Below are 12,705 nucleotides of genomic sequence, written 5' to 3' on the forward strand. Positions count from 1 at the left end.
GCCGGTCAATCCTTGGGCGCGGCACGCGCCATCAGTGCGTCCATATCGATGAAGTGGCCGGCGCGATCACGCTTCGAGGCGAGATAGCGGACATTGTGGACGTTCGGGCGGCCGAGCACGCGCTGCGTCGCGGCGACTTCGAGGCCGGCGGCCTTGATCGCCCCGATCTTCAGCGGGTTGTTGGTCAGCGCGGTGACGCTGGAAACGCCGAGCTGCTTCAGCATCGCTGCGGCGAAGTCGAAATGGCGCTGGTCGAGATCGAAGCCGAGCACCTCGTCGGCATCGTAGGTGTCCCAGCCCTGGCTCTGCAGCTTGTAGGCCCGCATCTTGTTGGAGATGCCGTTGCCGCGGCCTTCCTGGTCGAGATAGAGCAGGATGCCGCCCTCGTTCTCAGCCATCCACTGCACGGTCTCGCGCAGCTGGTCGCCGCAATCGCATTTCAGCGAGCCGAACAGGTCGCCGGTCAGGCAGGCCGAATGCAGGCGCACCGGCACGGCAGTCGAGAGATCCGGCTTGCCGACGATGATCGCGACCTGGTCGCGCAGGCCCTCGCCGCCGCGGAAGACCACAAACTCGGTCTCAGGCGCGCCCTCGAGCGGGACGGGGGCGCGGCCTACGATGGCAAGCCGCGCGACCTGCGCAGCGCGGTAGCCGTTGATCGCGTCGATCGAGACCTCGATCAGCGGCTCGCCAGCGACCTGCGCGGCCTGGACCGGGACGAGGATCACTGCCGGCAGCACGAGTGCGAGGCGAGCAAGTTCGAGCGCGGCATTGTCGAGCGCACCTGCCGGCCCGACGGGGGCATCGACACGGGCATCAAGCTTCAGGGCCAGAGTCTCGACGCGGGCGAGATCGATCGTTGGCATGGCGAGGATGCCGGTCTCCGCGCGCCCCTTGGCGCCGAGACGGCGCAAGCGCGCCGAACTCAGAACCAGACGAGTATTGCCGGCGGACAGGGAGTCGAGGCGGCCGGTAAGATCGGCCTCCGCAAGCTCAGCCGACAGAGCCAGAGCCAGCTCCGCGCCATGGCGCAGCAGCACCGGACGCGCGGCGCGAAACTCGGCGAGAGCGCGGTCGACGGCGACCAGATCGGTTTCACCCGGCCGGTCGAAAAGCTTACGCGACTGAGGCATCGGAAGGTCCGTCAGATTGCGCCCGAGAGCGCGGAGGAGTGTGAGCTTCTTACGCGTATCTCGCTCGGACAGATCACCCGGCGCGACACGGCGCTTCTACAACGTTTCCGGTTCTGCGTGGTTCCCAAGACAGTGCCTGCAATCGACCTGATCGCCAGCAGATTGCAGACTGGGCTATAAAAGCGCGAGATTGAACACCAGATGAATAGTCGTGGCAGCGGGCCCTGACCAGATATGGCGAGCCGGAGCGCGTAAGGGAAATGACGCAGGGGCATGACCCGGTAACGCCAGGCGCGGGACGCGTCGCCGTCTACAGTGCGGCGGCGCGCGCGCTGCACTGGATCACGGTCGCCGCGGTGTTCGTGATGATCCCGCTCGGGTTCGCCATGACCTATCGCGGCAACACGCTCGACATCTGGGATGGCGTGACCGACGCCCTCTATTCCTCGCACAAGCTGCTCGGCTTCCTGGTCCTCTGGCTCAGCGCCGGCCGACTGCTCTACCGGCTGCTGCATGGCGCGCCGCCTGACGAACCGACGCTGGAATGGTGGCAGAAGGCTGCCTCGCATCTCGTGCATTGGGCGCTCTACGGCCTGCTGCTGATCGTGCCGCTGCTCGGTTGGATTGGCGTTTCGTTGTTCCCGTCGCTGATGGTGTTCAACCTGTTCGAGCTGCCGGCGCTGGCTGCGCCGAACGAGGAGGTCGCCAAGCGCGTGCTGTCCGTCCATGGCTGGCTCGCCATCCTGCTGGCGCTGCTGGTCTGCGCGCATATCGGCGCGGCGCTCTTCCACTATCTCATCCGCAAGGACGGCGTGCTGCGCCGGATGCTGCCGGGGCTTTCAAGACGTTAAGTCCCGACATTTATCTCGGTGTCATCCCGGACGGAGCGCAGCGGAGATCCGGGATCCATTCCTGAGCCTTGCCGATGAAAGTTCCGGAATGGGTCCCGGGTCTCTCTGCGTTCGCCCGGGACGACTCGCGTTTTTTCATTTTTGCGCTCTACCCGTCACCATTCAGCTGGTGTTGTTGTCCCCTCGACGATCTCCGCCAGCCGGCGGCGGGTCCCCGGCGTCGTCCTGTCCGGCAGGGCGGAAAGCGGGAAGAAGCGCGCCTCGGCGATCTCGTGATCCGGCTGCTTCGGCGCGCTCTGCGTGAAGGCCCGTACGATGAAGACGGCGACATGGTCGCGGTCGGAGACATGGCGGTTGAGGAAGACCCCGTGCAGCACGGCCGGACGGGTCAGCGCGATATTGGCCTCCTCGCGCAGTTCCTTGGCGAGTGCGTCGAGAAGCGTCTCGTCCGGCTCGACGCCACCGCCGGGCATATGCCAGCCCGGCGTGTAGGTGTGGCGTACCAAAAGGACCTCGCCAGCCTCGCTCAGCACGGCGGCGCGGACGCCGAGTGTCATCCCGCGGCGCAAGCGGAAATAGAGATGCAGGACACGGCCGGCGAGCCGGCGCAGCGCGCGCGGCACTCGCTCGATTCCCGATGCGTCGGAGCGCGGGCCGGATCCGTCCTCGCTGCTCACGATGTGGGCAAATCCTGCTGCCGGGTTAATTGTCTATGCAATGGGTGCATAACGGAACTCTGTTTGCCCTCTCGATATAACACAAACGCGCCTTAAATAGGGGGCACAAGCTCACACCGTTACCGCTGGGGAAATTACCATGCTTCTCGCATTCATCACCGCCCGTCTGAACGCCAAGCCCCGCTTCGTCTGGAAGCCGGCTGTCACCCTGACCGATCCGCGCATCGTCTCGGAGCTGATGGGCTCGGCCAACTGAGCCTTTCAGGCTGCGTCATCTTCGCCCGCCGCCGCTGTCATGCTTGACGCGGCGCGGGCGTTGAAGGCAAGCGCTGGAGTGTGTTCACGCTCGCGCATCTCTCCGACCCGCACCTCGGGCCGCTGACGAAGTTCTCGCTGCGAGAGCTGATCGGCAAGCGCGCGACCGGATATGTCAACTGGCGACGCAAGCGGCGCCATGCCCATGACATGGAGATCCTCGGGCTGATCGTCGCCGACATCCTGGCGCAAAAGCCCGACCACATCGCCTGCACCGGCGATGTCTCCCATATCGGCCTGCCGACCGAATTCAAGACGGCGCTCTCCTTCCTCGATACGCTCGGCCCGCGCGATGCCGTCAGCTTCGTGCCGGGCAATCACGATTGCTATGCGCGTTCGTCACTGTCGGCGCTGGCGCGCGAGCTTGCGCCCTGGTGCGCCAGTGATGACGGACAGGCCGGCTATCCCTGGTATCGCCAGCGCGGCTCCGTCGCGCTGATCGGGATGAACACCGGCATCCCGACCATGCCGCTGATGGCGACCGGGCGTGTGGGCTCGGCCCAGATCGCCATTGCCGAGAAGCTGCTGGCGCAAGCCAAGGCCGAGGGGCTGATCCGCGTCGTACTGATTCACCACCCGCCCTATATCGGCGGCGCGCGGCGCACGCGCGAACTGGTCGACGCCGATGCCTTCGAGGCGATGCTGCGCCGGGCCGGGGCCGAGCTCGTCCTGCACGGCCATAATCACCGTTTCTCGCTGGCCTGGCGGCGGGGGCTCGACCACGACGTGCCGATCGTCGGCGTGCCCTCGGCCTCGATCGGCCTGCGCGGCGGTCATGCCGAGCTCGCCTGCTGGCACCTGCTGCGCATCGAGGGGCCTGCGGCGGCCCCTCGCATCAGCCTGGAGCGCCGTGCCTTCGATCTCGACGGCACGGTAAAGCTGCTGCAGTCGATACCGCTGACGGGCGGCGGGCTGGTCTGAAGGGCCGCGTCAGACGCAGCGGCCGCCGTCGACTGCCAGGATCGACCCGGTCACCATCTCGGACTCGTCCGAGCACAGGAACAGCGCGGCATTGGCGATGTCCTGCGGCGTCGAGAAGCGGCCCCAGGGAATCGTCGCGGTGAAGGCCTTGCGCTTCTCCGGCGTGTCCTCGCCCATGAAGGTCGCGAGCAGCGGCGTCTCGCCGGCGACCGGGGCGATGGCGTTGACGCGGATCCTGTCCGGCGCGAGCTCGACCGCCATCGACTTCGAGAGCAGGTTCGCGGCACCCTTCGAGCCGTTGTACCAGGTCAGCCCCGGGCGCGGGCGCACACCGGCGGTCGAGCCGATATTGAGGATGACGCCGCCGCCATGCTCGCGGAAATGCGGCACCGTCGCCCTGGCCATCAGGAAGATCGACTTGACGTTGACGTCGAAGACGCGGTCGAACTCGGCCTCGGTGACATCGAGCATCGGCTGGTTGCGATGGCTGATGCCGGCATTGTTCACGACGATATCGAGCCGCTCGAAGCGCTTGATCACCTTGGCCACGGCGGCATCGACGCTCTTGGCCTTGCCGACGTCGCAGGCGACCGCGAAGGCCTTGCGGCCGATCGCCTTGGCGGCCTCGCGGGCCTTGTCGCCGTTGATGTCGAGCACCGCGACCCGTGCGCCCTCGCGTACGAAGGTCTCGGCGATGCCGAGGCCAAAGCCCTGCGCCGCGCCGGTGATCAGCGCGGTCTTGCCCTTGAGTCTCATTGGTGTTCCCTCGGAAAGCATTTTGCCGGGTGACTGTGGGGCGATTTGGCGGTCGAGATAAATACGCTTTCGCGATTGGCCGGATAGCGGAATTGTATGGGCTGCACCGGCCGCCGCCTTAAGCCCCGATCTCCTCGCGCAGCATCTCCAGCTCGAGCCAGCGCTCTTCCGTCTGTGCGATCTCGCGCGTGACCTCGTCGAGCCTCGCGGTCGCCTTGGCGAAGAGTTTCGGATCGCGGGTGTAGAGGTCGCCTGCCAGCGCCGCATTGAGCTTGCCGGCCTCGGCCTGCAGCTTCTCGAGCTGCTGCGGCAGGGTCTTCAGCGCGTGCTGCTCGTTGAAGGAGAGCTTGCGCTTCGCAGCAGCGGTACTGGTGGTCGGGGTGGGCGTCGCTGACGCCGTTGCCGATCCCTTCACCGGAACGGCGCGCACCTTGGCGCCGACGCCGCGGCCGCGCTGGGCCAGCATGTCGGAATAGCCGCCGGCGAACTCGGTCCAGATGCCATCGCCATCCGAGATCAGGGTCGAGGACACCACCCTGTCGAGGAAGTCGCGGTCATGGCTGACCAGCAGGACGGTGCCGCCATAGTCGGCGAGCAATTCCTGCAGCAGGTCGAGCGTCTCGATGTCGAGATCGTTGGTCGGCTCGTCGAGCACCAGCAGGTTGGACGGCTTGGCGAGCGCGCGGGCCAGCATCAGCCGGCCACGTTCGCCGCCGGAGAGCGCGCCGACCGCGGTGCCGCGCTGGATCGGCTGGAACAGGAAGTCCTTCATGTAGCTGATGACGTGGCGCGGCGTGCCGCCGACCATGACCTGGTCCGAGCCGCCGCCGGTCAGCGCATCGCCGAGCGGCGTCGCCGGGTCGAGGCTCTCGCGGCGCTGGTCGAGCGTCACCATTTCGAGCGTGGCGCCGAGCTTGACCGTACCGGAGTCGGGCTTCAGCGCGCCGGTCAGCAGGTTGATCAGCGTCGTCTTGCCGGCGCCGTTGGGGCCGACGATGCCGATGCAGTCGCCGCGGGCGACGCGTAGCGAGAAGTCCTTGACCACGGGCCGGCCGTCATAGGCCTTGGCGATGTCGACGGCCTCGATCACCAGCTTGCCGGAGGCCTGCGCCTCGCTCGCTTCGAGCCGGACGGAGCCAACGGCCTGGCGGGCTGTCCGGCGCTGCTCGCGCAGGCCATGCAGCTCGCCGAGCCGGCGCTGGTTGCGGGTACGCCGGGCGCTGACGCCGTAGCGCAGCCAGTCCTCCTCGCGGGCGATCTTGCGGTCGAGCTTGTGGCGGTCGAGTTCTTCTTGAGCGAGAACCTCGTCGCGCCAGGCCTCGAACTCGCCGAAGCCGCGCTCGACGCGCCGGGTCACGCCGCGGTCGAGCCAGATCGTGGCACGCGAGAGCGAGCTCAGGAAGCGGCGGTCATGGCTGATCAGCACCATGGCCGAACGCAGAGATTTCAGCTCCTGCTCGAGCCATTCGATCACCGGCAGGTCGAGATGGTTGGTCGGCTCGTCGAGCAGCAGGATATCCGGCTCGGGCGCGAGCACGCGGGCGAGCGCGGCGCGGCGCGATTCACCGCCCGACATGCTGGCGGGGTCTTCCTCGCCGGTCAGGCCCAGTTCCTCGATCAGATATTGCGCGCGATAGGCATCGTCGCCGGGGCCCAGGCCCGCCTCGACATAGGCGAGCGAGGTCTTGTAGCCGGAGAAGTCGGGCTCCTGCGGCAGATAACGGATGGTCGCGCCGGGCTGGACGAACCGCTCGGCGCTGTCGGGCTCGACGATGCCGGCCACGATCTTGAGCAGGGTCGACTTGCCGGAGCCGTTGCGGCCGACCAGGCAGACCCGCTCGCCGGCCGAGACGGCGATTTCCGCGCCCTCCAGCAAGGGTTGGCCGCCGAAGGTGAGCGCGACGTCGCGAAGGTGGAGCAAAGGAGCCATGGCGGGCGGGATATCGCATCGGGCCGAAAAGTGGAAACCACTTTTCGGAAGAGCTTGATGCGAAACCAAATCGATAGATCACGGTTGCCGCGTCCGGTCGAACGCGCGGCGATCTATTGCGGCGGCCCGCCTGTCACCCCGCCGGGACTTGCGGCGCGACCAAGTTCGATCCACTATGAGATACGTTTTGTATCTCATATGAGATAAGAGCCATGAGACAGCCGGCCCTGCGCAAGCCCAGAACCGCCCGCATCGGCGATAATGGCGGCCCGCCTCTGGACGAGAAGAAGCGCAAGCCCGCGACCGACAAAGGCGAGATCGGCCGCACGTTCGACTGGCGCTTCGCCCATCGCAAGGCCTGGAAGAAGCCGCGCGAGATCGCGCTCAGGCGCCAGGAGCGGGCCGAGGCCCTCGGCCTGACCTATGAGGAATATACCCTCGAAGTGCTGGAGCGCGGCTATTTCCCGCAGGCCGAGCACGTCGAAACGATCGTCGCCAACCGGTCTCAGCGCCGGCGCGATGGCGGCGTGGTCGGGCAGTCGCTGAAGGGGATGCGGTTGAAGAAAAAGTGAGCGTCATTCTCGGACGAAGCGAAGCGCAGATCCGAGAATCTCAGGACCAGCTAGCTGGTTTCCGAGATGGTCGGGTCAAGCCCGACCATGACGAGCCTAAGCCCGCAGCGCCCGCCTAAAAACCTTCGTCATCGGCCGCTCGAACCAATGGTAGACCGCGAGCCCCGCGAGCACGGCGGCGACCAGCGCAAGCACGATGAAGAGGCCGGTCGCGCTCGGTGCGAGATGGGCGAAGACTTCGCGCAGCGCCCGCATCGCGAAGGGATGGACCAGGTAGAGCGCATAGGAGGCATCTCCCAGTGCCGCCAGCGAACGCACCAGCGCCGAAGGGGCGGTGACATTGCGCCCGCAGGCGGCGGCTCCGACGAGGAGCAGTGCACCGGTACCGCGCAGGACAACCGCGCCCCAGGAGGTCTGGGCCCAGCCATCGCCGGCGGCGAGTACGAAGAGGGCGATCCCCACTGCCGCCATCAGCCAACGCAGGCGGCCGTCGAGCCTGAGGCCGTTCTGGCGGAGCAGGCCGACCACCATGCCGGCGGCGAATTCGAGCACGATCGGCTGGCCCCAGAAGCCGAAGGGCAGGGGAAGCGGCCCGGCCAGGGCCTGGGCCCCGACCAGCCCGGCGAGCGCCACGGTCACCAGAGGCACGACCAGCCGCCCCGGCGCGAGCAAGGCCGCGCCGAACAGGACGTAGAACAGCATCTCGTAATTCAGCGTCCAGCCGAGCGAATAGACCGGCTGCAACTCGCCCGCCGCATTCGTCGTGGGCCAGAACAGATAGGAGGCGGCGATCTGCTGGAGGTTCGGAGCACCGGAATTGAGCAGGGCTGGCGAGGCGAGGAGCACGACGAGGAAGAGCGTGGTCGCGGCCCAGTAGAGCGGCACGATCCGGGCGATGCGCCGGGCGATGAACAGGCGCGCTCCCCCGGGCTTGTCGAACAGACCGGCCGAGGAATGCACCATGATGAAGCCGGAGATGACGAAGAACAGGTCGACGCCGGCGTTCCAAGGCAAGGCATGCGAGGGGATGAAGACGGTGCCGGCCCTGGCTGCGAGAAAGCCGGCTTCGGCCTGGACGTGATGGACTGCAACCATCAGCGCCGCGAGGGCGCGCAGGACCTGGATGCCGTAGAGCTGGGGCAAGGCTGGGAATCGTCTTCGAATGAGGTCAGGCGAGCGCCGCTGCGCCTAGGCAAACCACAAGCGCGCGGGATCGTCGAGGCCGAAGCGGCCGGGAGCCGCGGCTATGGCGGCGAGTCCCTGTTCGGCTGGATCGTCGGCAGTGATCACGTTGAGCGCGAAACGGGCGGCGAGATCCTCGACCGGCGGCTTGCCGGCGAAGACGGCGTGGATCGTGGCTTTGTCGGCGAGCGGCAGGATGCGCGGCGCGATTCCGCCAGCCAGGTAGACGCCGCCCGTCGCCTTGAAGCCGAGCGCGAGATCGCCGGCGACGCGAGCCAGCAGCCGCCAGAAGCAGACCACGGCCATCAGTGCGCCGGGGTTGCCGTCGAGCGCCAGCGCGCTCACGTCGGCGGCGCTGACATCAGGCTCGGCGACGTCGGACTGGCGCATCACCGCGCGATGGAAGCGGATGAGACCGCTGCCGCTGAGCAGTTCCTCGACGGTGACGCGCGCGAGCCCATCGGACAGAGCCGGCCACAGCTTCACCTCGGTCGGGTCCTCCGGGCCGATGCCGATATGGCCGGATTCGGTGGGCACCAGCATGCCGGTGTCGCCGCGCCGCAAGAGGGCTGCAGCGCCGAAGCCCGTGCCGGGACCGAGCACGAGGCGCGGGCCCTCGGGTTCCGGCTGGCCGCGGACGAGATTGAATAGATCGCGATCCCTGAGCACGGCCAGCGACGCCGCGAGCGCCTCGAAATCATTGACCAGCAACCCCTGCTCGAAGCCGAGCGCGCGGCCGAGCTCCGGCCCATCGAAATGCCAGCTGGCATTGGTGAGCTGCGCCTTGCGCCCATCCAGCGGGCCGGCGACGGCGAGGATGGCCGAGCGCGGCTTCACCGTCAGCGTCGACAATACAGAGCCGAGCGCGGCTTCGGGCGTCGGGTGCGCGCCGGTACTGATCCGGGCGAGCGGCTCGTGCAGGGCGCCGGGGGTGGGCACCAGCGAGAGCCGGCAATTGGTGCCGCCGATATCGGCGACGAGCACCGGATGGGGAAAGCCCGCGCTCACGCGTGCTTCTTCCAGGGCGAGAACCAGCCGAGGCCTTCGAGCGTGCCGGCGCGGGGACGATACTCGCAGCCGACGAAGCCGGGATAGCCGAGCGAATCGAGCTGGGCGAACAGCGCGGGATAGTCGGGCCGCGTGCCGTCGGGCTCGTGCCGGCCCTCGGCATTGGCGATCTGGACATGGCCGACCAGCGGGTAGAGCGCCTCCAGCCGCGTGCCGACATCGCCATGGATCAGCTCGCAATGATACATGTCGAACTGCAGCTTGACGTTCGGCCGGCCGGATTCGCGGACATAAGTCGCAGCCTGGTCGAAATCATTGAGGAAATAGCCCGGCATGTCCTTGCCGTTGATCGGCTCGAGCAGGAGGTCGATGCCGTGCTCGCCGAGCTTGTCGGCGGCATAGGCGAGCGAGGCGCGATAGGCCTTCTGCGCGGCGGGATCGTTCGGGTCGGTCAGGCCCGCCATCATATGCACGCGCTTGACGCCGGTCTCGTGGACATAGGCCAGCGCCGTCTCGATGCCGGCGCGGAACTCCGCCTCGCGGCCGGGCAGGGCGGCCATGCCGCGCTCGCCCTTGGCCCAGTCGCCGGGCGGCAGGTTGAACAGAGCCTGCTCCAACTCGCCGCCGGCAAGCGCCAGGCCGACCTTCTCCGGTGCATGCTCATAGGGGAACAGGAACTCGACCGATTCGAATCCTGCCTCGGCCGCCGCCTTGAAGCGGTCGAGGAACTCCCACTCGTTGAACATCATCGAGAGATTGGCGGCAAAACGCGGCATTGGTCGGTCTCGTCAGTCGGATCGAGGCAGCAGGCTAGCCCGTAAGGACGGGCCCGTCATCGTTAACCTGCGCGGCGGGTGGGGGTTCCGCTCAGTCAGCCGCCGAGCAGACGGGGCAAGGACGAGGCCAGCAGTGCGATTCCGGACACCGTCAGCAGGCTGAGCACGATGCGGCGAAAGGCCTGCTCGCTGATGCCGATATAGAGCTTTGCACCCAGCAGCGAGGGAATCAGCATCGCCGGTGCGACGATGGCGAAGGCCGGCCACATCCCGCGTGTGACGTTTCCGGCAAGGATGTAGCCGAGCATGGTCGCGGCGAGCGTGGCGAGGTTGAAGTTCTGGACGATGGAGCGCTGCGCGTCCTTGTCCATGCGCCGCAGCGAGCACCACAGTGTCGGCAGCACACCGGTGAAGCCGCCGAAGCCGCCCATGACGCCTCCTATCAAGCCGATCGCGCCGTCCGCCAGGGACCCGCCAGAGCGGACCGGCGGCAGATGCGGCGCGAACAGCATGATCGGGCACCAGACGGCGAGCAGGATGCCGAGCCCTGCCTTGAACATATCGGGCTCGACCAGCGGCAGGAGCAGGACGCCGACCGGTATGCCTGCGATTCCGCCGAGCAGGAAGGGCCAGAGCCGGGCGAAGTCGAAGCCGCGGCGCACCGTCACGGCCGCAATGGTCTGGCCGGTCAGCCCGCCGAACACGGCCATGACCGCTGCGAGCCTGGGGTCGATGGTCCAGGCCCAGACCGACATGGCGACGAGGCTAAAGGCGAAGCCGGAGAGACCCTGCACGAAGCCGGCCAGGGCGGCGCCGAGGACGAGGCTCGGGATGGTGCTGGTATCCATGGCCGGGCCCGTTCTTCGCACGCCTCATCTTCAAAGGCTCTGGTCGTCCCGGGCGACCGAAGGGAGACCCGGGACCCATTCCGGAATGGTTCAGGCATGGATCCCGGGTCTGCGCCGCTTCGCGGCTTGTCCGGGATGACTCGCGAGTGGCTATAGCGAAAGGCTACTTCTTCGCCTCCGGCTTGGCCGGCGGGTTCGGGTCCTTCGAGAAGGCGCGGAAGACCATGTCCGGCGAGGAGGTGTTGTGGCGCGAATGGGTGGTGCGCCCCATCCAGACATCTGTCGCCTTGCCGCCGGTGAAGGGCATCAGGGCCTCCTCGCGCCAGCCCTTGGCGCCCGGCTCGCGGATGGCGATGCGGGCGACGTCGTTGTTGAACTCGGTGACGTACATCGAACGCAGCGCGGCGAAGGCCTTGCCGCCGGTGACTGGCTTGTCGAGCACGGCGTCGAGCACCATGCGATTCTCGTCGACGCTGTCGAGCTTGAGCGTGCCGGAGGAGCCGTCCTTGAAGGCGAGGTTGAAGGAGAGCGTCTTGGGATCGAAGGCGATCTCCCTGATGTTTACCACCGGCCGCGCGCCATCCTGCTCGACCGGGCCGAACAGGAAGGAGGACCCGTAGGCGGCCGCCGAGAGCTGCTGCGGCGGCAGCGGCCGGACACGCCAGTAGCCGTCCTGCGGATAGACGACGAGGACCTCGTAGGAACCGGTCTTGCCGAGCTTCCAGAGCTGGACGAGGTGCAGGCCCTTCTCGACGCGGTCGCCGACGCGGAAGGTCGTCTCGGCCGGGCGCCAGAAGCTCTCGAAGGTGTAGCCGACCAGCCAGTATTCGATGCTCTCGTAGAAGGTGATGCGCTGCGGGGGCACTGGCGCCTTGTGGACGGGATCGCCGCTCATGTCGCAATCGGTCCAGTCGGCATCCCAGTTGTCGCGCAGCAGGCCGGCGATATAGGCCGGGTGCGCCGCCTCGATGCGGAAGCGCCGGACCTCGGGCGAGATCGCCTTGATGGTGACGTTGTCCTTCTCGGCGCAGGCAACCTGCTCCGACTCGTTCCTGACCTCGACGGCGACGTCGCCGGCTGCCCGGGCGGCGAGGGCGGTCAGCAGAAGCGCCGCGGAGATGGCGAGGGGGCGAACGAGAGCGAGCATGGTCATCCTTGGCCGGTTGCCTTCGTGGTCAGCCTGGACAGCGCAAGATGAACGCAGGCTGAGCCGGGTCATAAAGCCGATGCGCCCGAGACGGAAGCGCGACACCGTGGCAGCTTCCGCAATCGCTGCGGGCTGGGTCAGATTGCCGTTGCGTGAGGCGCGACCTGCCCCTTCACGGGCATGGATTGCCTTCGATGCAAAGCTATCTGCTGGCCGCCGGCGTGCTGATGATCCTGATCGGCATCGCCCATTCCGTCATCGGCGAGATCCTGATCTTCCGGCAACGGCGGGCGGGGGCGATCGTGCCGCTGCTCGCTCCGCCGCCGCTGCGCGAGCGGCATCTGCGCATTCTCTGGGCGAACTGGCACCTGTGCTCGGTGCTGGGATGGGGGCTGGCGGCACTGCTGATCGTGATCGCTGGGTCCCCCGACCTGCCGACATACGCGCCTAGCATCCGCATCATCGCGATCGCGACGCTAGCCGGCTCGCTCCTCGTGCTCTACGCGACCAGAGGGCGGCATCCCGGCTGGCTCGGCCTGCTGGTCGCTGCCGGACTTGCCTGGCTCGGTCAGAGCGCCGCGTAAGCAGA

Annotated in this window: 13 protein-coding genes; 4 read left to right on the top strand and 9 right to left on the bottom strand. The window is 67.4% G+C overall.

All coding sequences use genetic code 11. The annotated features are described in order from the left end of the window. Positions 1–5 precede the first annotated feature (5 nt). Positions 6–1,133, bottom strand: a complete 1,128-nt coding sequence (gene ribA / locus BMZ21_RS21505; RefSeq protein ID WP_091839156.1) for a GTP cyclohydrolase II RibA — start codon at positions 1,131–1,133, stop codon at positions 6–8. A 260-nt stretch (positions 1,134–1,393) separates the two neighbouring features. Here ribA and BMZ21_RS21510 point away from each other — a divergent pair, with 260 nt between their 5' ends. Then, entirely contained in the window at positions 1,394–1,984 is a 591-nt protein-coding gene (locus BMZ21_RS21510) for a cytochrome b (protein ID WP_091839161.1), read from the top strand. Between the two features lie 155 nt (positions 1,985–2,139). On the opposite strand, the gene BMZ21_RS21515 is transcribed toward BMZ21_RS21510, so the two are convergent. Next, positions 2,140–2,661, bottom strand: coding sequence for an NUDIX domain-containing protein (locus BMZ21_RS21515; protein ID WP_425285463.1), 522 nt, complete (start codon positions 2,659–2,661; stop codon positions 2,140–2,142). Positions 2,662–2,997: 336 nt separating this feature from the next. Here BMZ21_RS21515 and BMZ21_RS21520 point away from each other — a divergent pair, with 336 nt between their 5' ends. Next, entirely contained in the window at positions 2,998–3,897 is a 900-nt protein-coding gene (locus BMZ21_RS21520) for a metallophosphoesterase family protein (RefSeq protein WP_091839167.1), read from the top strand. 9 nt (positions 3,898–3,906) lie between these two features. Here the strand turns inward: BMZ21_RS21520 and BMZ21_RS21525 are convergent, their stop codons facing one another. Both BMZ21_RS21525 and BMZ21_RS21530 read right to left on the bottom strand, forming a co-directional pair. Further along, on the bottom strand, positions 3,907–4,653 hold the full coding sequence (locus tag BMZ21_RS21525; RefSeq protein WP_091839171.1) for a glucose 1-dehydrogenase: 747 nt from the start codon (positions 4,651–4,653) through the stop codon (positions 3,907–3,909). A 118-nt stretch (positions 4,654–4,771) separates the two neighbouring features. Next, positions 4,772–6,583, bottom strand: coding sequence for an ABC-F family ATP-binding cassette domain-containing protein (locus BMZ21_RS21530; protein ID WP_091839176.1), 1,812 nt, complete (start codon positions 6,581–6,583; stop codon positions 4,772–4,774). A gap of 212 nt (positions 6,584–6,795) precedes the next feature. Here BMZ21_RS21530 and BMZ21_RS21535 point away from each other — a divergent pair, with 212 nt between their 5' ends. Continuing rightward, positions 6,796–7,155: a hypothetical protein gene (locus BMZ21_RS21535; RefSeq protein WP_091839180.1), complete on the top strand. Its 360-nt coding sequence runs from the start codon at positions 6,796–6,798 to the stop codon at positions 7,153–7,155. 96 nt (positions 7,156–7,251) lie between these two features. Here BMZ21_RS21535 and BMZ21_RS21540 read toward each other — a convergent pair whose 3' ends face one another. From BMZ21_RS21540 to BMZ21_RS21560, 5 genes are all read right to left on the bottom strand, one after another. Then, complete coding sequence (locus BMZ21_RS21540) at positions 7,252–8,298, bottom strand: acyltransferase family protein (RefSeq protein WP_244543942.1); 1,047 nt, start codon at positions 8,296–8,298, stop codon at positions 7,252–7,254. A 45-nt stretch (positions 8,299–8,343) separates the two neighbouring features. After that, positions 8,344–9,345 (bottom strand): glucokinase, encoded by a 1,002-nt coding sequence (locus BMZ21_RS21545; RefSeq protein WP_167561702.1) that lies wholly within the window; start codon positions 9,343–9,345, stop codon positions 8,344–8,346. Further along, the gene (gene otnI / locus BMZ21_RS21550) at positions 9,342–10,121 is read right to left on the bottom strand and encodes a 2-oxo-tetronate isomerase (RefSeq protein ID WP_091839188.1); all 780 of its coding nucleotides are present in this window, start codon (positions 10,119–10,121) and stop codon (positions 9,342–9,344) included. Before otnI ends, BMZ21_RS21545 begins: the two co-directional genes overlap by 4 nt. A gap of 95 nt (positions 10,122–10,216) precedes the next feature. After that, complete coding sequence (locus BMZ21_RS21555) at positions 10,217–10,969, bottom strand: sulfite exporter TauE/SafE family protein (protein WP_091839191.1); 753 nt, start codon at positions 10,967–10,969, stop codon at positions 10,217–10,219. 163 nt (positions 10,970–11,132) lie between these two features. Further along, entirely contained in the window at positions 11,133–12,116 is a 984-nt protein-coding gene (locus tag BMZ21_RS21560) for a hypothetical protein (RefSeq protein ID WP_091839469.1), read from the bottom strand. A gap of 194 nt (positions 12,117–12,310) precedes the next feature. Here BMZ21_RS21560 and BMZ21_RS21565 point away from each other — a divergent pair, with 194 nt between their 5' ends. Next, the gene (locus tag BMZ21_RS21565) at positions 12,311–12,700 is read left to right on the top strand and encodes a hypothetical protein (RefSeq protein WP_208862339.1); all 390 of its coding nucleotides are present in this window, start codon (positions 12,311–12,313) and stop codon (positions 12,698–12,700) included. Positions 12,701–12,705 lie beyond the last annotated feature (5 nt).

It is taken from the genome of Allobosea lupini (assembly GCF_900109525.1).
Taxonomy (GTDB): domain Bacteria; phylum Pseudomonadota; class Alphaproteobacteria; order Rhizobiales; family Beijerinckiaceae; genus Allobosea; species Allobosea lupini.

Excerpts from the sequence above, each read along its gene's own strand:
- ribA (WP_091839156.1), bottom strand. The coding sequence starts at position 1,133 with ATGCCTCAGTCGCGTAAGCTTTTCGACCGGCCGGGTGAAACCGATCTG.
- BMZ21_RS21510 (WP_091839161.1), top strand. The coding sequence starts at position 1,394 with ATGACGCAGGGGCATGACCCGGTAACGCCAGGCGCGGGACGCGTCGCC.
- BMZ21_RS21525 (WP_091839171.1), bottom strand. The coding sequence starts at position 4,653 with ATGAGACTCAAGGGCAAGACCGCGCTGATCACCGGCGCGGCGCAGGGC.
- BMZ21_RS21530 (WP_091839176.1), bottom strand. The coding sequence starts at position 6,583 with ATGGCTCCTTTGCTCCACCTTCGCGACGTCGCGCTCACCTTCGGCGGC.
- BMZ21_RS21535 (WP_091839180.1), top strand. The coding sequence starts at position 6,796 with ATGAGACAGCCGGCCCTGCGCAAGCCCAGAACCGCCCGCATCGGCGAT.
- otnI (WP_091839188.1), bottom strand. The coding sequence starts at position 10,121 with ATGCCGCGTTTTGCCGCCAATCTCTCGATGATGTTCAACGAGTGGGAG.
- BMZ21_RS21555 (WP_091839191.1), bottom strand. The coding sequence starts at position 10,969 with ATGGATACCAGCACCATCCCGAGCCTCGTCCTCGGCGCCGCCCTGGCC.
- BMZ21_RS21560 (WP_091839469.1), bottom strand. The coding sequence starts at position 12,116 with ATGCTCGCTCTCGTTCGCCCCCTCGCCATCTCCGCGGCGCTTCTGCTG.
- BMZ21_RS21565 (WP_208862339.1), top strand. The coding sequence starts at position 12,311 with ATGCAAAGCTATCTGCTGGCCGCCGGCGTGCTGATGATCCTGATCGGC.